General features: G+C 68.4%; 15 protein-coding genes and 1 tRNA gene. 7 read left to right on the forward strand and 9 right to left on the reverse strand.

Annotated features, from left to right (window positions below):
- Positions 1 to 264: 264 nt before the first annotated feature.
- Positions 265 to 1,077: a lytic murein transglycosylase gene (locus LFM09_RS33530; RefSeq protein ID WP_414100591.1), complete on the forward strand. Its 813-nt coding sequence runs from the start codon at positions 265 to 267 to the stop codon at positions 1,075 to 1,077.
- Positions 1,078 to 2,643: 1,566 nt separating this feature from the next.
- On the opposite strand, the gene LFM09_RS33535 is transcribed toward LFM09_RS33530, so the two are convergent.
- The 5 genes from LFM09_RS33535 to LFM09_RS33555 form a co-directional block, all read right to left on the reverse strand.
- The gene (locus tag LFM09_RS33535) at positions 2,644 to 5,814 is read right to left on the reverse strand and encodes a S41 family peptidase (protein WP_414100592.1); all 3,171 of its coding nucleotides are present in this window, start codon (positions 5,812 to 5,814) and stop codon (positions 2,644 to 2,646) included.
- Positions 5,815 to 5,843: 29 nt separating this feature from the next.
- On the reverse strand, positions 5,844 to 6,764 hold the full coding sequence (locus LFM09_RS33540; RefSeq protein WP_414100593.1) for a MazG family protein: 921 nt from the start codon (positions 6,762 to 6,764) through the stop codon (positions 5,844 to 5,846).
- Positions 6,761 to 7,702, reverse strand: a complete 942-nt coding sequence (locus tag LFM09_RS33545; RefSeq protein ID WP_414100594.1) for a hypothetical protein — start codon at positions 7,700 to 7,702, stop codon at positions 6,761 to 6,763. Before LFM09_RS33545 ends, LFM09_RS33540 begins: the two co-directional genes overlap by 4 nt.
- 14 nt (positions 7,703 to 7,716) lie before the next feature.
- Complete coding sequence (mfd, locus tag LFM09_RS33550) at positions 7,717 to 11,271, reverse strand: transcription-repair coupling factor (protein WP_414100595.1); 3,555 nt, start codon at positions 11,269 to 11,271, stop codon at positions 7,717 to 7,719.
- A gap of 102 nt (positions 11,272 to 11,373) precedes the next feature.
- A complete protein-coding gene (locus LFM09_RS33555) occupies positions 11,374 to 12,126 on the reverse strand; it encodes a maleylpyruvate isomerase family mycothiol-dependent enzyme (RefSeq protein ID WP_414100596.1) in 753 nt (250 codons plus the stop codon).
- 89 nt (positions 12,127 to 12,215) lie between these two features.
- Here LFM09_RS33555 and LFM09_RS33560 point away from each other — a divergent pair, with 89 nt between their 5' ends.
- Both LFM09_RS33560 and LFM09_RS33565 read left to right on the forward strand, forming a co-directional pair.
- Positions 12,216 to 12,743 (forward strand): DUF4291 domain-containing protein, encoded by a 528-nt coding sequence (locus tag LFM09_RS33560; protein ID WP_414100597.1) that lies wholly within the window; start codon positions 12,216 to 12,218, stop codon positions 12,741 to 12,743.
- A gap of 7 nt (positions 12,744 to 12,750) precedes the next feature.
- The gene (locus LFM09_RS33565; RefSeq protein ID WP_414100598.1) at positions 12,751 to 13,860 is read left to right on the forward strand and encodes a PQQ-dependent sugar dehydrogenase; all 1,110 of its coding nucleotides are present in this window, start codon (positions 12,751 to 12,753) and stop codon (positions 13,858 to 13,860) included.
- On the opposite strand, the gene LFM09_RS33570 is transcribed toward LFM09_RS33565, so the two are convergent.
- The 4 genes from LFM09_RS33570 to LFM09_RS33585 are packed head-to-tail and all read right to left on the reverse strand — an operon-like array spanning position 13,844 to position 16,295.
- Positions 13,844 to 14,272, reverse strand: a complete 429-nt coding sequence (locus LFM09_RS33570; RefSeq protein WP_414100599.1) for a MarR family winged helix-turn-helix transcriptional regulator — start codon at positions 14,270 to 14,272, stop codon at positions 13,844 to 13,846. The genes LFM09_RS33565 and LFM09_RS33570 overlap by 17 nt on opposite strands.
- Positions 14,269 to 14,676, reverse strand: coding sequence for an SRPBCC family protein (locus LFM09_RS33575; RefSeq protein WP_414100600.1), 408 nt, complete (start codon positions 14,674 to 14,676; stop codon positions 14,269 to 14,271). Before LFM09_RS33575 ends, LFM09_RS33570 begins: the two co-directional genes overlap by 4 nt.
- Before the next feature lie 43 nt (positions 14,677 to 14,719).
- Complete coding sequence (locus LFM09_RS33580; protein WP_414100623.1) at positions 14,720 to 15,319, reverse strand: TetR family transcriptional regulator; 600 nt, start codon at positions 15,317 to 15,319, stop codon at positions 14,720 to 14,722.
- Positions 15,320 to 15,353: 34 nt separating this feature from the next.
- Complete coding sequence (locus LFM09_RS33585) at positions 15,354 to 16,295, reverse strand: acyl-CoA desaturase (RefSeq protein WP_414100601.1); 942 nt, start codon at positions 16,293 to 16,295, stop codon at positions 15,354 to 15,356.
- 172 nt (positions 16,296 to 16,467) lie between these two features.
- Between LFM09_RS33585 and LFM09_RS33590 the strand changes: the two genes are divergently transcribed.
- The 4 genes from LFM09_RS33590 (at position 16,468) to glmU (ending at position 20,992) form a co-directional block, all read left to right on the forward strand.
- Complete coding sequence (locus tag LFM09_RS33590; RefSeq protein WP_414100602.1) at positions 16,468 to 17,607, forward strand: alpha/beta hydrolase family protein; 1,140 nt, start codon at positions 16,468 to 16,470, stop codon at positions 17,605 to 17,607.
- Positions 17,608 to 17,695: 88 nt separating this feature from the next.
- Positions 17,696 to 17,766, forward strand: a tRNA-Gln gene (locus tag LFM09_RS33595).
- Positions 17,767 to 17,798: 32 nt separating this feature from the next.
- Positions 17,799 to 19,478: a GGDEF domain-containing protein gene (locus tag LFM09_RS33600; RefSeq protein ID WP_414100603.1), complete on the forward strand. Its 1,680-nt coding sequence runs from the start codon at positions 17,799 to 17,801 to the stop codon at positions 19,476 to 19,478.
- 47 nt (positions 19,479 to 19,525) lie between these two features.
- The gene (gene glmU, locus LFM09_RS33605) at positions 19,526 to 20,992 is read left to right on the forward strand and encodes a bifunctional UDP-N-acetylglucosamine diphosphorylase/glucosamine-1-phosphate N-acetyltransferase GlmU (protein WP_414100604.1); all 1,467 of its coding nucleotides are present in this window, start codon (positions 19,526 to 19,528) and stop codon (positions 20,990 to 20,992) included.
- Positions 20,993 to 20,996 lie beyond the last annotated feature (4 nt).

Here is a 20,996-nt window from a genome sequence, read left to right on the forward strand (position 1 = left end):
GCGTCACCAGGGACGTGTCCGATTTAAAGCACTTCATTCATTTCCCACGCAACTCGGTAGTAATCGTCTTGGCCGCCCTGCGCATCCCCAACACCTACCCAAACCCACCCGATGAACCCATTTGGTGAACAACATCCGGACACCTCCAGAAATCAGATCGACCTGAATGCAGGTAAGCCTCACCTCCCTGTCCAGCCGCTATCAGTGCCGGTTCCATCACGTTCGCGCCCGACGCCCACCCCCAACAGCACGTAGCCTGGGTCCGTGGTCCCGCCGCCGCCCAGAAAGCCCCGCCCCAACTTCGGCAACATCTTCGGCCGCATCGTCCTGGTGCTGCTGCTGATAGTCGTGGTGGCAGCAGCCGCCTGGGGCCTGGGCGCCCTGAACCGCCGAGACGCCTCCCCCCAGGGCCCACCCCCGTTCCTGGTCCCCATCCAGGAAGTAGAACCAGGCGCAGCCGCCCCCAACGCCGCAGCCCCCAACACAGCCGGAGTGGCAGGCGCCAACCCGTTGAACGAGTGGGCCACCCGCGTAGCGTCAAAAACGGACATCCCACTGCGCGCCCTGCACGCCTACGCAGCCGCCGACCTGACCATGCAACGAGAAGCCCCCGCCTGCCGAATCTCGTGGGCAACCCTGGCAGGCATCGGCCGAGTCGAGTCACGCCACGGCACGATCAACAACACCCGCCTGCAAGACAACGGCATCCCGTCCCGCCCCATCGTCGGCATCCCTCTGGACGGCCGCCCAGGCGTCCGAGCAATCCGCGACACCGACGGCGGCCGCCTGGACGGCGACACCACATGGGACCGCGCGGTGGGCCCGATGCAGTTCATCCCAGGAACCTGGAACCGCTGGGCGAAGCGAGCAGCAGGCGACGGCCTCCCAGCAGACCCGCAGAACATCGACGACGCAGCCCTGACAGCCGCCCGTTACCTGTGCGGAGGCGGCGCCCGAGACCTGGGAACGGGCCAGGGCTGGTGGGCAGCAGTCCTGGCATACAACAACTCCGTGGAGTACGGCCAAAACGTGTTCAGCGGGGCTGACGCCTACGCAAGGGCAAGCATCGCCCAGTAGGGAACGCGAAGTCGAAGGCGAGCCGCCCTGCCGCCACCGCCCTGCCGCCACCGCCCCTCCGCTCCCGCCCTTACGTGCCGGGTGAGCCCGATGCTCTTGTGCGATGCCGAAGGCGAGCCGCTCTTCCCTTACGGGCCGGGTGGGGTGGTCCCGTCACGAGTCGTGCCACAGCTCTTGCCGCGCTCGCTCCTGGCGCGGCTCGTGACGGGACCACCCCACCACCGCAACCAAACTACGAAACCGCAAGCCGCCCTGAGCAACAGGCGTGCCATCAACCCGCGTGTGGCGCTGGCCGGTCTTTGATCAGATTGGCAGGGTCCGGGGCGGAGCCCCGATTTTTGAACAGGACCCGCCGCCCGCAATGCGCCCACCCGCCCGGCCGCGTGTCGCAAGGCGCGTCTCGCAAGGCGCGTCTCGCAAGGCGCGTCTCGCAAGGCGCGTCTCGCAAGGTGACCACCCGCATGGTCGCGTCTCGCAAGGCGACCACCCGCACGCAACGCGACCCACCTACGGACTCTCAACCGCCACCCGCCAACGCACCAGAGGGACGACCTACGCAATCGGCCCGCCCATGCAGAAACGGGGCAGCGGACCAAATCCGCTACCCCGCAGGCCAGGTGACCCAGGGACAAGGCCGGTCAGTCGGGGCGACCGGCGGGCAACACCCAACCCCGCACTGCACAACAATCTGTGCGATCTGAAAGCCCTGAAGGAAGTTGGGGCCTGGCGGAAAAAGACCCCAACCCCCTCTCTCAGGCCCCTGCCGAAGGCGCGGAGGACGTGGACAAAACCTCAGCAGGGGAAGCAACACCAACCTCAACCAAAACCTCTCCCTGGGACTCTCCCGGCGCAGCCGGCTCGGCAGGCTCCGACGGAGTCGGTTCCCCCCGCTCACAAGGCGGCGCAGGAGAAGGCGTAGTAGGAACCGGCTCCTCAGACCGAGGCGTAGAAGGAGGAGTCTCGGTAACAGGATCCGTGGGCTCCGAAGGAGCAGACGTAACAGGCGGCTCCAAAACAGGAGGCGCAGGCACAACCGACGAAGTCGAGGTGACAACCGGCGCTGAAGTGTCCGAAGAGGACGGCGGAACCGGCTCAGTGGGCTCTTCCTCAACAGGAGCCGGAGGCTCGTTCCGCCCAGTAGCAGCCGGCTTGGTCCCGGTGCTGCGCACAGTCTCAGTCACGGTGGACACAGCAACCCGAGTCTGCGTGGCCAACCGAGCAGCCCGAACCTCCCGAGCCGCCCCCTCCACAACAACAGTCTCGGTAACGGTGGCCAACGACCCGGTCTCAAACGGCTCAGTCCACCACTGAGACGTAGGCCGCGAGGACGGCGGCGGAGCTGCCAACGGCGCCTCATCAGGCGACCCGGTAAGCGCGATCAACGCGAACATGCCGCCCAGTGCCAGGAACGGCACGACGACCACGGCTCCGAAGCACCCGCGACCGCTGCGCGGCTCTTCACGATGACTCATCCGGACACACCCCCGAACGGTGACAACTGTTCCATCTGGTTGATCGTCCACATGGAACAGTCCGTCACAGTTCTTTAGTCACACGATGGGGTGTTCAGCCCAGCGGCGGCAACTCCGGAGCGTGAGCAGCAGGCGAAGATGAAAGGCTTTCCAGAGCCAACGAAACGGCCTTCTCCAACTGCGGGTCGCGCCCGGAAACGCGGTCGGCAGGCGTCATGACCACCTCGATGTCCGGGTCAACCCCGTAGTTCTCCACGCCCCATCCGTGCCCCTTGAACCAAGACGCGTACCTCGGTTGGGTGACCATGGTGCCGTCGACGAGCGAGTAGAGCATGTCGATACCGATGACGCCGCCCCACGTTCGGACCCCAACGACAGGCCCGATCCCCAGTTCCTTGATGGCCACGTTGACGATGTCGCCATCAGACCCGGCGAACTCGTCGGCCACCGCCACCACCGGCCCACGTGGCGCGTCCTGCGGGTACGACTCGGACGCGGTGTACCCACGAGCCACCGACCACCCGATGACCTTCCGCCCGAGCTTCTCGATCACGAGCTGCGAGGTGTGACCGCCACCGTTCTCACGCACGTCCAACACGAGAGCCTCACGCGCCAGCTCCACCCGCAGATCACGGTGCAGCTGAGCCCACCCAGCACCCATCATGTCCGGCACGTGCAGATACCCCACACGGCCACCGGACAACTGGTGTGTGTACGCACGACGATCAGCGACCCACGCGTGATAGCGCAGAGGCTCCTCATCAGCCAGAGGCACCACAACGACCCGACGCAGCTCTCCACCACCACCGGGTCGCACGGTCAGCTCCACAGGCTTGCCCGCGGTACCCACCAGCAACGCCCCAGGCCCAGCCAGCCCGACCGGCCGCCCGTCAACGGCCACCACAGCGTCCCCGGCCCGCACAGCCACCCCAGGAGCAGCCAGCGGCGAACGAGCGTGCGGGTCAGACGTCTCACCAGGAATCACCCGCTCGACAACCCAGTCGGACCCAGAGCGCACGAGGTCCGCGCCCAACAGCCCCTGACGACGAGAGGCGGGCACGTGCGGCGCCGAACCCCACACGTAAGCGTGTGACGTGCCGAGCTCGCCCTGCACCTCCCACAACAGATCAACGAGATCGTCGTGGCTGCCCACCTCGGCCACCAGCGGCCGGTACCGGTCCAGCTCGCCCTGCCAGTCGACGCCACCCATGTCGGTGCGCCAGAAGTGGTCGCGCATCAGCCGCCCGTTCTCGGCGTACATCTGCGCCCACTCCAGAGCAGGATCGACCACCACCCGCACCCGAGCGAGGTCGATCTCCACATAATCGGACGAGTCCTCGTCGGCCTTGCTGTCGGTCGGCACGACCCGCAGGTCACCGCGGTCCTCGACGACCATCCGCTTGCCGTCACCGGACACCGCAAACGCTTCCGCGCTGTCCGCCAGGCACTCGGTCTTCTGCTTCGCGAAGTCGAACCGCTCCAGCACCGTGCGCGGCGGACGGGCATCGGGCGAGGCCAGGTTGTCGCCCAGCACCCCGAGCAACGGCCGGCGCAACCACAGCAACCCGCCGCGAGCCGCGCGCAGACCCACGTACTCGGCCGCGGCGACGGGCACCGGAACGACACGATCCGCGAGACCCTCGACGTCGACCTTCGTGACCGAGGCCTTGTCGTCCTCGTCGTCGGAGTCCTTGTCCTCGTCACCGACCGGGCGCCCGCCGTGCATGGGGTCGAACGGCGACGGCGTCGTGGCGGCCAGCGGCACCAGGTGCGGGCGGCAGCCGGTAGGGAACGACAGGTCGAACACGTGCGCGTCGTACACCGGGTCGAACGTGCGGATCGACAGGAACGCCAGGTACTTGCCGTCCTCGGTGAACGTCGGCGCGAAGTCGGCGAACCGCAGCGGCGTCACGTCCACAACGGACAGATCAGAGGTGTTCACCATCTTGATGTGCCGCAACGGAGTCGGCCCGGGGTGCGACCACGCCAGCCAGGCGGAGTCCGGCGAGAACGCGAGATGGCTGACGTTCGCGTTGGCCCCGGAAACCACGACCCGGACCTCGCCAGAAGCGATGTCCACCAACAACAAACGACCGTCATGCGTGGCAACGGCGACGCGCGCTCCATCAGGCGCGGCGGCCAACGACATGACCCGACCCAAAAGACCCGAAGCGACCCGACGCGCGGTGTTGCCCGGCTCCACACCACCGACCGGCGCGATCTCCAGGGCTTCCTCGCCCTCGACATCGGTCACCCACACCACGTGATCCGTCTCGCCGAGCACCTTCGGCAGCCGCGCGCGAACGTCAGAACGATCCGCCAGCACCCGCACAGGGCCATCGCGGTGCGTCACCCAGTGCACGGAACCGCGGACCTCGACCGCTGACGCACGGCCGGTGTGATCGACGCTGAACGACTCGATGTTGCCGGAAGCCTTGATGTGCCGCGGTTGCAGGCCGGTGCGCGGCCCGCCGAGCTTGATGTCGAGCTTGCGCAGGTCCGACAGGCCGTCCAGCAGCCACAACTCGCCGGCCTGGTGGAAGATCACCCGCGAGCCGTCGGTGGAGGCGTTGCGGGCGTAGAACTCCCCGTCCGTGTGCCGGCGCAGATCCGTTCCGTCGGGCAGCACCGAGTACACGCTGCCTACACCCTCGTGGTCGGACAGGAACGCGATCCGTCCGTCGACCCACATCGGGTTCACCAACGAAGACTTCAGGTCGTCGAGGATGCGGACGAACTCACCGTCCCCGGCGAGGTCCACCCACAGCTTGCCCGCCGTGCCACCGCGATAACGCTTCCAGTTCGCGGGTTCCTGCATGTAGCTCGACGACGTGACGACCTGCTTGTCCGGCCCGAACGAGACGTCGTTGACCCACCCGAACGGCAGGACCTCGGACGGCCCGCCGTCCAGCGGAACAGCGTGCGCCTGCTTGCGGTTGCGGCTCATCGTGCCGGTGGTCGACACGGCGAGCACTCGCCCGTCCGGCGTCCACCCGGACACCGCCGTGCGGCCGACACCCCAGTACGTCAATCGGCGCGCGGGGCCACCGTCCACAGGCGCCACCCGCACTTCCGGCGCACCGTCGATCATGCTGGCCCACGCGAGATGCGTGCCGTCCGGGGAGAACCGCGGTGACCGGGCCGGTACCTGATCGGCGGACGCGCGCCAGGCCCTTCCTCCGTCGACGGGTGCGAGCCACACGTCGTCCTCGGCCACGAACGTCACCAAGTCACCGCGCAAGTGCGGATACCGGAGGTAAGTCACGAGATCGACGTTAGCCCACGTTCACCGTTTCAGGAGGGCAAAAAACGCCGCCAGTCCTCTGCGGTCAAAGATTCCACACCTTCGGCCCTGGCCTTGGCTTCCGCTTCCCGGACGTTCGCGGCGAAACGGCGGCACACCTGGCGAAGCTCTGTCTCCGGGTCCTCGCCGGCGAGCTTCGACAACGCCGTCACGGCGAACAACGTCGTGCCCGTGTCGTCACCTTCCGGCAGCAGATCGACGGGGAAGCCCGCTCGTTTGGTGCGCTGCACCAACTTCGCGGCCAGCGCGACCGCCGGCTGCCCCAGCGCGACACCGTCCACACTGGACTCACGCCGCTTCTCCACCTGCTTGAGCTCTTCCCACCGGTGCTGCTGCGAGGTCGCGTCGTGCACCGCCGGGTCGTGCCCCTCGAACACGTGCGGGTGGCGGCCGACGAGCTTGGCCACCAATTCAGACGCAACAGCATCGATGTCGAATGGATCGCCCGAATCCTCGGCCGCGACGCGCGCGTGGAACAGCACCTGGAGCAGGACATCGCCCAGCTCCTCGCGCATCGCCGCGCGGTCGCCGTCCTCGATCGCTTCCAGGAGCTCGAAAGTCTCCTCGACCAGGTACTGACGCAACGACTGGTGGTCCTGCTCCGCGTCCCACGGGCAGCCACCCGGAGACCGGAGCCGGTGCATGACCGCGGCCGCGTCGAGCAGTGCGGCGCCCATCGGTTCCAGCGTCGTGATCACCTGGGCATCCGGGTACGCGTCCGCCGAGGTCGTGATCACCACCGCGCCGTCCTCGACGACCGCGGGCGCGGGCCCGTCGACACCGAGCGACGACCAGAACTCCAGCGGCACGCCCTCGCCCGCGTACACGGCCTTGGCGGCGCGCAACGCGGGCAGGGCGGCAGCAGGGAGCACGGCGTCGAGCCGCTCGCTGAGGACGACGACGGTGATCAAGACTTGTTCTTCGTGGCCGCGGCGGCCATGAAGCCGGACAACTCGCCCACGCTGGGCTTCACGGACGGCAGGATCGGGTCCCACACGCCGTAGCGGGGGTTGAGCTCGATCGCCAGGTCCGCCGCGAGGTACTGGGCGATGCGCTTGCCGAAGTCGGCGAGCAGCTTCGGGTCGACGCGCTCGGCGAGGTCGTCCTCACCCGGCACCGCCGGAACCGTGTTGCGCTCCTTGACGAGCGCGACCATCGACGTGGCGGCCTGCTCGTCGAGCTGGAACGCGATCACCGTGCCGGGCTTCGCGGCCCACAGCGGCGTGGTCGCGAGCGTCGGGTTCTCCGTGACGCGCACCTTCTGGTTCGAGCCCGACTGCGCCGCACCGCTGGTGTTGCGCGGAGCAGACTCGATGAACTCCTTCATCTTCGAGGAGTCGGCGGCGACCTGCTGCGCCTTCTCCTTGGCCTCCTTGAGGTCCTTCACGAAGAGGAAGTCGACGGTGATCTGCAGCGTCGAGAGGTTGCGGCGCGCCAGCTCACCCATCGTCAGGATGTCGCGGGTGAAGCGGTGGATCGTGGAGGGGTCCTGCTCGCTCTGCTTCGAGGCGGCCTCGGCGCCACCGGCCTCGCGGATCGAGTCGTAGACCTTGTTCTCGTCGACCGTGATGTTCTCGCGCTTGGCCGCGTGCTCGACGATCTTGTGCGTGATCTCGTCGGTCAGCACCAGGCGCGACACCTGGTCGAGCTTGCCCTGCTCGTGCCACTGCTGGGCGGCGGGCTCCTTCTTGAGCACCGTCACGGTGCGGTCCTGGACGGTCTGCAGTTTGATCGCCTCGCCACCGACGATCGCGGCCGAACCGGCCTTCGCGGGACCGGTGCCGCATCCGGTGGCGAGGAGCGCCACAGCCACACCGACCAGCGAGAAACGCTTCAGAACAGTGCTCACGAGGATCTACCCTCTCACGCCGTGGTGACCGGGGTCACGGGAGTCCCCGCCAGTGAGTCGAGGAACGCACCGCACCAGTCCAGCAGCTCCTGGTCGCGCAGCTGCGGTGCACCCATCCGGCCGCCTGCCGCTCCTTCTGTCGGCCTAGGCACCGTCACCGTGCCCATGGCCTGCTTGTAGACGGCCTTCGGGAACAGGCGCCGCATCCTGACCAGCTGCGAGTCGAGCAGCTCCAGCTTCGCGAACCGCACGTTCTGACCCATCGCGATCACCTCGGTGACCCCGTGCCGACGGCAGGTGTGCCGCAGCCTGGCGACGCCGAGCAGGCGTTCGACCGGCTCCGGCGGCGTGCCGTAGCGGTCCTTGAGCTCGTCCCACACGGCCTGCAGCGCTGGTTCGTCCGAGGCGGCCGCGATCTTGCGGTAGGCCTCCAGCCGGAGCCGCTCGCCCGGGACGTACTCGTGCGGGATGTGCGCGTCGACCGGCAGGTCCACGCGGACCTCGGCGAGCTCCTCCTCGATCTCGCCCCCGTCGGCGCCCGCGTGCTTGCGGAACGCCTCGACGGCCTCGCCGACCAGCCGCACGTACAGGTCGAAGCCGACGCCCGCGATGTGACCGGACTGCTCGGCGCCCAGGATGTTGCCGGCGCCGCGGATCTCCAGGTCCTTCATCGCGACCGCCATGCCCGCGCCCAGCTCGGTGTTCTGCGCGATCGTGGCGAGCCGGTCGTGCGCGTGCTCGGTCAGCGGCGACTCCTGCGGGTACAGGAAGTACGCGTAACCGCGTTCGCGACCACGGCCGACCCGGCCGCGCAGCTGGTGCAGCTGGGCGAGGCCGAGCAGGTCGCCGCGCTCGACGATCAACGTGTTGGCGTTGGAGATGTCCAGGCCGGTCTCGACGATCGTGGTGCAGACGAGCACGTCGTACTCGCGTTCCCAGAAGCCCTGGATGAGGTGTTCGAGCTTGTCCTCGTTCATCTGGCCGTGCCCGGTGACCACGCGGGCCTCCGGCACCAGCTCGCGGATGCGCTTAGCGGCCTTCTCGATCGTCGAGACCCTGTTGTGCACGTAGAACACCTGGCCGTCGCGCATCAGCTCACGCCGGATCGCGGCACCGACCTGCTTGTCGTCGTACGCGCCGACGTAGGTGAGGATCGGGTGCCGTTCCTCCGGCGGCGTCAGGATCGTCGACATCTCGCGGATGCCGGCGAGCGACATCTCCAGCGTGCGCGGGATCGGCGTCGCGGACATCGTCAGCACGTCGACGTGGGTCCGGAGAGCCTTGATGTGCTCCTTGTGCTCCACACCGAACCGCTGCTCCTCGTCGACGATCACGAGGCCCAGGTCCTTGTACCGCACGGTCTTCTGCAACAGCCGGTGCGTGCCGATCACGATGTCGACCTCGCCGTCCGCGAGGCCGTGGATCACCTGCTCCGACTCGGCGGGGTCGGTGAACCGGCTGAGTCCCTTGACGTTCACCGGGAACTGCCGCATGCGCTCGGAGAACGTGTTCAGGTGCTGCTGGGCCAGCAGCGTCGTCGGCACCAGCACCGCGACCTGCTTGCCGTCCTGCACGGCCTTGAACGCCGCGCGGACCGCGATCTCCGTCTTGCCGTAGCCGACGTCACCGCAGATCACGCGGTCCATCGGCACCGACCGTTCCATGTCGGCCTTGACCTCGTCGATCGCGGCCATCTGGTCCTGCGTCTCGGTGAACGCGAACGCGTCCTCCAGTTCGCGCTGCCACGGCGTATCTGCGGCGAACGCGTGGCCCGGTGCACTTTGTCGCGCCGCGTACAGCTGCACCAGCTCGGCAGCGATCTGCTTGACCGCCTTGCGCGCCTTGGACTTCGTGTTCTTCCAGTCGCTGCCGCCGAGCTTGTTCAACGTCGGCAGCTCGCCACCGACGTACCTGCTGACCTCGTCGAGCTGGTCGGTCGGCACGAACAGCCGGTCGCCGGGCTGGCCGCGCTTGGAGCTCGCGTACTCCAGCACCAGGTACTCGCGGGTGGCACCGGCGACCGTGCGCTGGACCATCTCCACGTACTTGCCGATGCCGTGCTGCTCGTGCACCACGAAGTCGCCGGCCTTGAGCGCGAGCGGGTCGACCGCGTTGCGCCGCTTGGACGGCATCTTGCGCATGTCCTTTGTGGACGTCCCGCCGCGACCACCGGTCAGGTCCGTCTCGGTGAGCACCACCAGCGCGAGGTCCGGCAGCACGAACCCGTCTTCGAGCGCACCGCGCACGACCGTGACCGTGCTCGATTTCGGTGCCACGTCAAGGGATTCGACGCAGACCGCGGCGACGTCGGCTTCCTTGAGCCGTTCGACGGCGCGCTGCGCGGTACCGGCACCAGGCACGACCAGCACGGCCGCGCCACCCGTCGCGGTGTGCGCCTTGAGGTCCGCGAACGCGCGCTCGACATCGCCCTGGTAGGCCTCGACCGGCTTGACGTCGAGGTGCACGACGTCCGACGCGTCGGAGGTGAGCTGGCTGAGCGTCCACCACGGACGGTCGTTCGCCTTCGCGTGGTCGGCGATCTCGCTGATGCTCTGGTACGCGCTGCGCCCGAGGTCGATCGGCGCCTTGCCACCGGCTGCCGCGGCCATCCAGGAGGCTTCGAGGAACTCCTGACCGGTCCGGACCAGGTCGGCGGCGCGGGCCCGGATCTTCTCCGGGTCGTTGAGCAGCACGTGCGTTTGTGCGGGGACCACTTCGGTGAGCAGCTGGAGCTCGCCCGGACACAGCGCCGGGATCAGCGCCTCCATGCCCTCGACCGCGATGCCGTTGGAGATCTTCTCCAGCATCTCGACGAGGTGCGCGTCCGACTGGTGCTCCTCCGCGAGCTCGGCCGCGCGGTGCCGCACGTCGTCCGTCAGCAACAGCTCACGACACGGCGGCGCGACGAACTCGGTGATCTCGTCCGGCAGCGACCGCTGGTCCTGCACCGAGAACGGCCGGATCTCGCTGACCTCGTCGCCCCAGAACTCGACGCGGAACGGGTGCTCCGCGGTCGGCGGGAAGATGTCGAGAATGCCACCGCGCGTGGCGTACTCACCGCGCTTCTCGACCATGTCGACGCGGGTGTAGGCGTTCTCGGCGAGCCTGATGATCAGCTGCGCGAAGTCCTGCTCTTCGTTCACCTTGAGGTGCACGGGCGTGAGCTCGCCCAGGTCCGGCGCCATCGGCTGGATGAGGCTGCGGACGGTCGTGACCAGGACCCGGATCGGGTTGCCCTCGGGGTGCTTCAGCCGGCGGAGGACCTGAAGTCGCGCGCCGACGGTGTCCGCGCGAGGCGACAGCCGTTCGTGCGGCAACGTCTCCCAGCTGGGGAAGAACGCGACCTTGTCCTGTCCGATCAGGTCCTTGAGGACGTTGGTCAGCTCTTCGGCTTCTCGTCCGGTGGCCGTGACGGCGAGCACCGGCCTGACGGTGGACAGGGCGGCGGTGACGAGCGGGCGGGCGGCCAGCGGACCGTCCAGCTCCAGCTCGGGGACGCCGGCGGAGTCGATCAACGTGCGGAGGGCTTTGTCGGGCAGGACACCATCGAGCAGGCCGTGCAGCGGCATGTGAGAGACCCCGTCGAGTGGGAGGCGCCAGACAGACCCCTGCCTGGGACGAGGGGTCTCACCACCCACCTTAGCTCGTGTGGCGAACCCTTATCGGGTGGCTCACTCGGGCACCCAGTCCACGAGCCGTTCGAGCACGCGCCGGTCGCCGAGGACCCTCAGCGCACCAAGATCGTTGCGACCGTAGAAGGTCAGGACCAGGTCGCTCGCCGTACCGCTCGCGAGGACGCTGGCCTCGGGGATTCCGGAAAGCCGCTCGGCCCGCGCGCCTCCGGCGGAGAGCCACAGCAGCCACGACCGGCCACCCCCGGCGTGATACCCGACGACCGCGGGCTCGTGCGGCCAAGGGGACGTCGTCGCGTTGCAGGTGAGCAGGAACTCCTCGACGCCGTCGAGCGCCACCTCCTCCGGCAGCGGTTGCGGGGCGCCGATCGCCAGCTGGGCGTCGTAGGTGTGCACCGCGATCTCCTGGACCTGGTGCCGGGCCACCGCACCGGTGGTCCGCGGTGACTGCGAGTCCGTCCAGCCGACCCAGCACTCGCGGTCCGGGCCTGCCTCGGTCAGCGCGTCCAGGAGTTGCCGGGTCGAGTCGGCCAGCCAGGCCAGCAGGGCCTCGCGGTCCTGCGGTGCTTCCGCTTTCACCACGGCCTTGGCGGTTGCGGGACCTGCGGCGACGGTGGCGGCCCAAACCCGGCGACCCCCACCGATGTGCCGGGCCAGGTCGTGCAGCGTCCAGCCGGGGCAGGTCGGAACCGGTGCGTCGAGGCTGGGCGCGGCGGCGATGGCGGCGCGGAAGGCGGTCGATCGTTCGTCGATCAGCCGGAGCAGGTCGGGGAACCCCAGAGCGTTGTGCACACCGGGTGTCTAACGCCCCGGACCGTTGGGCACATAGCGAATTTCGGTGGCACTGGCGAATGTCGAGAGGTCACTCTGGTGGCGTGGAAATGAGAGAGATCCGGGCTGACTACGACGATCAGTCCATTGTGGTTTACCAGGCATATTCGCCGTCGATCGCCGGCCCCGCGGTGGCCGCCCAACGCTTCGTGCCCCCGTTCAAGATGGAGCGGATGACGTGGATCAAGCCGTCGTTCCTCTGGATGATGTACCGCTGCGGATACGCGCAGAAGGAAGGCCAGGAGCGCGTGCTGGCCGTGCGGATCACCCGTGAGGGGTTCGACTGGGCCGTGGCGAACGCCCTGGAGAGCAACATCTCCGGCAAGCCCGCGGTGCGCGTGCAGTGGGATCCCGAGCGCGGCCTGCACCACGAGCCGCTGCGGCACCGGTCCATCCAGATCGGACTGACCCGCGAGGCTGTCGACAGGTACGTCAACGAGTGGACCGTCAGCATCACCGACGTGACGCCGCTGGCCAGGCAGATCCACGAGAAGGTGCGGGCGCGGGACCTGGACGGAGCACGGGCGTTGCTGCCCGTTGAGCGGCCTTACGGAACCTCCACGGCACAAAACGCATAGTTAGGACATGCGCGCACTCGTTGCAGCTGGGTTGGTGCTCACCGTCGCGGCCTGTTCGTCGCCGGAACCAGGCGGCAACGCGCCGTCCAAAGCCCCGGCGCCTCAAGGCTTAAAGGTCGAAGAGGTCGCCGCGGGGTTCGAACACGGCTGGGACATCGGGTTCCTCAAAGACGGCGGCATGCTCGTCACCGAACGCCCGGCCAGGATCAAGCTCGTCAAGAACGGCCAGGTCACCCCGGTCGACATCGACCTCAAAGACGTGCAGGTGCGCGGCGAAGGCGGCCTGATGGGCCTCGTCGTGCACCCGGACGGCCAGCGCTTCACCGCCTGCTACAACACGGCCAGGGACGTGCGGCTGGTGACGTTCCGGCTCGACGGCACCAAGGCGACGAAGACGAAGGACCTGCTGACCGGCATGCCGTCCAACCCGAGCGGCCGGCACTCCGGGTGCCGCCCGACCCTCGCGCCCGACGGCACGATGTACGTCGCCACGGGTGACATCGCGCAGGGCCGCAACCCGCAGGACCGCACCAACCTCGGCGGCAAGGTGCTGCGGATCGACCCCGAGACCGGCGAAGGGGCGAAGGACAACCCGTTCGCCGGCTCCACCAACGCCAACGAGCGCAGGATCTTCACCTACGGCCACCGCAACGTGCAGGGCGTCGTGTTCCGGCCGGACTCCGACCAGGCGTTCTCCAGTGAGCACGGGCCGGACGTCGACGACGAGGTCAACCTGCTGAAAAAGGGCGGCAACTACGGGTGGGACCCGTCCAAGGGCGGCACGCAGGGCGGGTACGACGAGGACGTGCCGATGACGGACCTGCAGCGGTTCCCGGATGCCGTTGAAGCCGTGTGGTCGTCCGGGTCGCCCACCGAGGCGATCTGCCAGGCGGCGTTCTGGAACGGCAAGCTCGCGATCACCGCGCTCAAGGGCTCGAAGCTGATGCTGTTCACGCTCGACAGCGCGGGCAAGGTGCAGAACGTCGCGATTCCCGAGGAGCTGAACGACAAGTACGGACGGCTGAGGGCCGCCCGCACCGCGCCGGACGGGTCGCTCTACCTCACGACGTCGAACGGCAACAACGACAAGCTGCTCAGGCTCACAGGAGACGTGTGAGGCCCCGGACGAACGCCTGCTGCTCGTCGCCCAACCCCTCGAAATAGGCGGTGTCAGCGTCCTCGACGTCCTTCATGGCCTTGACCACCAGCGCCCGACCGGAAGCAGTCAACGCAAGCAACCGGGCCCGCGAGTCCGACGGGTCCACCGAGCGTGAGATCAGCGCACGGTCCTCGAGCTTGCGCAGGACCTGCGAGGTCATCATCGGGTCGGTGCCGGCGTGTTCGGCCAGGCGTTGCTGCGACGGCGCGCCGCTGTGCCCCTCCAGCCACCACAACGACGCGAGCAGCACGAACTGCACGTGCGTCAGGTCGTGCGGGGCCAGCGCCGCACGCATGGCGCGCTGCCACGCGAGCGTCACCCGCCACAACAGGAAGCCCGGCGAGTCGTCAGGGCCGGAGAAGCGCGTCACGACGCCAATTTCACCAGCAGCTCCAACGCCCGCGGCAGGTCGGCCGTGACGACCGGTCCCAGAGCCTCCGCCGCCGGGCCGGTGATCACCACGTCGTAGGACACCCGCAGCCGTCCCTCCGGCAGCTCCTCGACCAGGTGCCCGAAGCGGATCAACGCCCCCGGCACGGACGTCTCGTCGACGAAGCTCGTCCGCTCCTCGATCTCCGTGAGCACGAAGGAGATCGGCCCCTGCCCCTTGATCACCAACGTGCCACGAGAACCCACCGAAAAAGGACCGGCGAACGTCACCGACTCCAGGCTCGGATCCCACTCGGGCCACCGCGAGACATCACTCCACAGCTCCCACACCACCTCCACGGACCCGGTGCCTTCAACGCTGTGCTCGTACCGAAAATCTGTCATGCGCGCATATTATATGCGCGCTTACCATCGCACAACGGGCAGCTCAGGAACGACTGCGCAGCTTGGGCTTGTGCTCCATCGCCGAGAGGCCGTTCCAAGCCAGGTTCACCAGGTGCGCGGCGACCTCGTCCTTCTTGGGCTTGCGCACCTCGAGCCACCACTGCCCGGTCAAGGCCACCATCCCGACCAGCGCCTGCGCGTACAGGGCGGCGAGCTTGCGGTCGTACCCCTGCTTGGCGAAGTGCACGCCGAGGATGTGCTCGACCTGCGAGGCGATGTCGTTCAACAGCGACGAGAACGTCCCCGAAGACGAGGCGACGGGCGAGTCCCGCACCAGGATGCGGAACCCGTCCGTCGAGCCCTCGATGTAGTCCAGCAGCGCGCAGGCGGCCCGTTCGAGCAGCTCGCGCGGGTGGTCGCCGTCGTCGAGCGCCTCGACGATGTGGTCCATCAGGCGCTGCATCTCGCGGTCGACCACGACGGCGTAGATGCCTTCTTTGCCGCCGAAGTGTTCGTAGACAACGGGCTTCGAGACGCCGGCGCGGTGCGCGATCTCCTCGATGGAGGTGGCCTCGAAGCCCTTCTCGGCGAACAGGGCGCGGGAGACGTCCAGGAGCTGCTCTCGGCGTTCCTTGCCCGTCATCCTGACCCTGGTCACCCGAGGCAGCCTACGGTGCTCACTTCTTCACGCTGATCCTGGCCAACCGCTGCTCGCTCGGCCAACGCACGTTCCAGGCCCAGCCGAACTTCTCGAACATCCAGATCAGGCGGGCCGAGGTGTCGATCTGACCGCGCTTCACGCCGTGGCGCGCGGAGGTCGGGTCGGCGTGGTGCAGGTTGTGCCACGACTCGCCGAACGACAGGATCGCCAGCGCCCAGACGTTGGCGGAGCGGTCGCGCGCCGCGAACGGGCGGTCGCCGACCATGTGGCAGATCGAGTTGACCGACCACGTGACGTGGTGCAGGAACGCGACGCGGACGAGGCCGGCCCAGAAGAACGCCGTGACGCCGCCCCAGACGGACCACGTGATCAGGCCGCCCAGGACACCGGGCAGGGCCAGCGAGATCGTCGTCCACAGCACGAAGAGCTTGTCGACCCACACGATGTCCTTGTCGGCCATCAGGTCGGGGGCGAAGCGCTTGTGGTTGGTCTTGTCCCGGTCGAACAGCCAGCCCATGTGGGAGTGCCAGAAGCCCTTGGCGATCGCGGCCGGGCCGGTGCCGAACAGCCACGGCGAGTGCGGGTCGCCTTCGCGGTCCGAGAACGCGTGGTGGCGGCGGTGGTCGGCGACCCAGTCGATGACCGGGCCCTGCAACGCCATCGAGCCCGCGATCGCGAGACCGATCTTCAGCGCGCGGTTGGCCTTGAACGAGCCGTGCGTGAAGTACCGGTGGTAACCGATCGTCACGCCGAGGCCGGCGAGGTAGTAGAAGGCGACGAAGAGCGCCACGTCGACCCAGCCGAGGCCCCAGCCCCAGGCGAAGGGCACAGCGGCCAGCAACGCGATGAACGGAACGATGACGAACACGTACACGCCGAGCTGTTCGGCGTGGCTGCGTCGTCCGTCGAACAACGGCTTGGGTCCCTGGTCGGTAGACGGGTCCATCGTCGTGGTCATACGGATACCTCTGAGGTTTCGGGGGGTGACATACCTACGGAACCGTAACTTACGGAAGCGTAAGTTAGGCCAACCTGCTTCGCCAGACCTCGCGTGGAAACTCACGGCCAGTTCTCAGGTTCGTCACGCTGTGTCGCGCGGAATCGAGACGTTCAGGCGGCATCATCAAAAGATGGCCAGACGCAAGATCATCCGGATCACCGCGACCTCGCTGCTCGCCCTGCTCGTGCTGGTCACGGTCGCTCTGGGCGGTGTCGGCTGGTACTACAGCGGCGAGCTGCTCGAACCCGAGGAAGTGCCGCAGCGCTACCCGGAGACCGCGCTCGGCGTGGACGACAAGAACGTCGTGCTCGCCGAATCCAAGCTCACCCTGCAACGCGGCACGTTCGGCATCGTCTGGCCCGGCGGCACCGCGAAGGTCGGCGACATCGCCGCGAACAAGGACGGCCGCGTCGAACGGCCGTTGCTGGAGGGCAACGCACCGCCGGAGGGCACCAAGGTCCGCATCGAGACCGACGTGTACGAGGGCAACCCGAAGACGACGCTGGGACTGGTCTACAGCGAGGTCAGGGTGCCGTCGGAGCTCGGCGAGATGCCCGCGTGGTTCGTGCCGGCCGCGCAGAACGACACGTGGGTCATCACCGTGCACGGGCGGGGCGCGTCGCGTGAAGAAGCCCTCCGCGTGGTTCCACAGCTGCACGGCGCGGGGTTGCCCGTTCTGCTGATCACCTACCGCAACGACGTCGGTGCGCCCGCGTCCCCCGACGGCCTGTACCACCTGGGCGACACCGAGTGGCGCGACGTCGAGGCCGCGATCAAGTACGCGCAGTCCCAGGGCGCGCAGAAGGTCGTGCTCTACGGCTGGTCGATGGGCGGCGCGATCGTCGGCCAGACGCTGGCCCGCTCCAGCGTCGCCGCCGCGGTCACCGGCGTCGTGCTCGACTCCCCCGTCACGAACTGGACGCAGACGCTGAACCTGCAGGCGGAGAACCGCGGCGTGCCGACGTGGCTCACCCCGGTCGCCGAGCTGGTGTCCGGCTGGCGCGCCGGCATCGACTTCGACCGGTTCGACCTGGTGCGCAGACCGCCCGCGTTGAAGCCGCCGACGCTGCTCTTCCACGGCTCCGCGGACGGCACGGTGCCCACCCAGTCGTCGCGTGATCTCGCGACCGCGGCGGCCGGTCTGGGGTGGCCGCTGCAGTACGTGGAGATCCCCGGCGCCGACCACACTTCGGGATGGAATGTGGCGACCGACACGTACCGGGACGCGCTCGGCGACTTCCTGACCAGGTCAATCGGCGCGAAGCCGTGATCTTGAACTGAGCCGGATGAGTGGTGGTTGGACAACAGGAGGACGTCTCGTGACAACATGTGCGCAGGACGCGCTCGCGCGCGTCCGTTCCGCCATGGTGTAAAGGCAGCACCTCGGATTTTGGTTCCGATGGTCCAGGTTCGAATCCTGGTGGCGGAGCAGGGCGCACGAACGTGTGGTCTTTGGGAGGTGTGAAGCTGCCCGAGGAAACGGTCGACGAGCAGGGCAACGTGGGCCACCGCCACCACGAGATGTCCGACGCGTGGCTGGTGGGCCGCGCGAGCGAACTTGTCGCCGTGGCCCAGAGCAGCCACCTCGCCGCACAGCTCGACGCGGCCTCCGAGATCGACCGCATCCTCGCCGAGGCGCAGGGTCGCGGTGAGCCCCGCATCGTCGCGCAGCTGCTCAGAGCCGCCGCCGTGGTCCGGTTGGTGACCCCGGGGCTCGTCGACATGTCCGACCCGCAGCTCGACGAGATGCTCGCGCACTGCCGCCGCCACGGCCTGATCGTGCTGGAGGCCGACGCGCGGGCGTTGCGCGGCCGCCGGTTCCTGCTGGGCAACGCCGAGGACAAGGCGCTGACCGAGATCGCCTCCGCGCTGGCGATGATGCTCGACGAGGAACCCGAGACCGACCCGGTGTTCGACAAGCGGATCTGGGACCAGCTGCTCGCCACGACGCTGCAGGACATCGCGCTCGTGCTCACCCAGCTCGGCGTCTACGAGATGGCGGACGACGTGCTGGCGGGCGCGAACAACGCGTTGCGCGAGAGCGGCCAGCCGCACCAGATCTACGTGCACCTGGTGAACCGCGCCCGGCTGCGGATCGGGTGGGGCCTGCGCCTCGAACGGGTGAACCTGCACGACGCCGCGCACGAGCAGTTCAGCGTCGCGTCCGGGCTCGCCGAAGCCGCCGAGGTGCCGTTCCGGCAGTCGCTGCACCCCGGACGCCGCGACCTCGACGCCGCCGACCAGGTGCCGATCCTCGGTGCCGCCCACGCGCTGTCGCACCCGAGCGAGAGCCACCTCGACCGGCTGTGGTCGTTGCGCGGCCTGTCGATGTACGCGCGGGAACTGATCATCGTCGCGATCGCGCTGGCCAGGTGCCTGGTCGAGGCCGGCAGGCTGGACGACGCGCTGAAGGTCATCGGCGACACCCGCACGCAGATGGAGCACGACACGTCGGAACCGTCGCTGCTGCTGTCGCTGGAACGCGAGTACGCGCATCTCTGCGGCCCGCACACGATGTCCGCGCTGGAGGCCTACAACGCGGCGCTGGAAGCCGAGCTGTGGCAGATGCGCGAGTCCCGCGTGGCCACGTTGACGACGCGTCGCGAACACGAACGGCTGACGCGCGCGCACGGTGCGATCGCGCAGCAGGCGTTGCAGGACCCGTTGACCGGGCTGCCGAACCGCCGCGCGCTCGACGACAAGATGAGCGAGCTCATCGCCGGTCAGGTCGACCCGTTCTCGATCGCACTGGTCGACCTCGACGGGTTCAAGGGCGTGAACGACCGGCATTCACATGCCGAGGGTGATGATGTTCTTCGGGTGATTGCCAGCACACTCCGGCAGGCCCTCCGGGGCGACGACATGGTGGCCCGCTACGGCGGCGACGAGTTCGTGGTGCTGCTGCCGGGAGCCCCCCTTCACGCAGCTGAAGCAGCCCTCGGCCGGGCCGTGGATGCCGTGGCAGGCTTGCCAATCGACCTCTCGCGCGGGGTCACCTTGTCGGTCGGCGTCATCTCACTTCGCCCCCGTGAATCAGCGAACCAGGCCCTGTCCCGGGCCGACTCGGCGATGTACGTGGCGAAGCGTCAGGGCGGCTGCCAGGTCGCGGCCGTGGCGGGGGAGCCGTCCGCGGAGGCTTAGGCTGGTCCGCGGACTTCGAACCACCCAGCCTGTTAGGGAGAGCATTGATGCTCGAGGGCCCTGTCAGCACGGTCGTGCTCGCCGCCGGGGAAGGCACCCGCATGCGGTCGTCCACGCCGAAGGTGCTGCACCGGATCGCCGGACGTTCACTCGTCGAACACGCGGTGCGTGCGGCGGCGGGCACAGATCCCGACCACCTGGCCGTTGTCGTCGGCCACGGCCGCGAAGCCGTCACCGAGCATCTCGAAGGTTTGGCCGAGACGCTCGGCCGCAAGGTCGCCATCGCGGTGCAGGCGGAGCAGAAGGGCACCGGGCACGCAGTCTCGTGCGGCCTGGCCGAGCTGCCGCACGACCTGGCCGGCACCGTGATCGTGAGCTACGGCGACGTGCCGCTGCTCGACACCCAGACCTTCTCCGCGCTTCTCGCCGAGCACGCTTCGGCGGGCAACGCGGTCACCGTGCTGACGGCCGTGGTGGAGAACCCCACCGGCTACGGCCGCATCGCGCGCGACTCCGACGGCTCCGTGCTGCGGATCGTCGAGCAGAAGGACGCCTCCGAGACCGAGCAGCTGATCACCGAGATCAACTCCGGTGTCTACGCGTTCGACGCCGCGGTGCTGCGCGACGGCCTCTCGCGCCTGTCCACCGACAACGCGCAGGGCGAGCTCTACCTGACCGACGTCCTGGGCATCGCCCGCGGCGACGGCCGCCGCGTGGGCGCGCTGATCGCATCCGACCCGTGGCTGGTCGAGGGCATCAACGACCGCGTGCAGCTGGCCGCAGTCGGTGCCGAGATGAACCGCCGCATCGTCGAGGGCCACATGCGCTCCGGCGTCACGGTCGTCGACCCCGCCTCGGTGTGGATCGACGCGGACGTGCAGATCGGCCAGGACGCCCTGATCGAGCCGAACGTGCAGCTGCGCGCCGGCACCGTCGTGGGCGCAGGCGCCCTGGTCGGCCCGGACACGACGCTCTCCGGCGTGAAGGTCGGCTCCAAGGCGTCCGTCGTCCGCACCCACGGCAGCGACTCGGTGATCGGCGACAACGCCTCCGTCGGCCCGTTCGCCTACCTCCGCCCCGGCACGTCCCTGGGCGTGAAGGGCAAGATCGGCACCTTCGTCGAGACCAAGAACTCGACGATCGGCGAGGGCTCGAAGGTCCCCCACCTCTCGTACATCGGCGACGCCACGATCGGCGATCACAGCAACATCGGCGCAGCATCGGTGACCGTCAACTACGACGGGGTGAACAAGCACCGCACGATCGTCGGATCCCACTGCCGCACCGGCTCGGACAACATGTTCGTAGCACCGGTGACCGTGGGCGACGGCGCCTACACCGGCGCGGGCACAGTCCTGCGCCGCAACGTCCCACCAGGCGCGCTCGCCGTGTCCGGTGGCCCTCAGCGCAACCTCGAAGGCTGGGTCATCAGCCGACGTGAAGGAACGGCCGCGGCTCAGGCAGCGGCAGCCGCCCTCGCTAGCCAGAATGACGAGAAGACAGAGGAGGGCTGACCGT

Source organism: Lentzea alba (genome assembly GCF_047445655.1).
GTDB lineage: Bacteria > Actinomycetota > Actinomycetes > Mycobacteriales > Pseudonocardiaceae > Lentzea > Lentzea alba_A.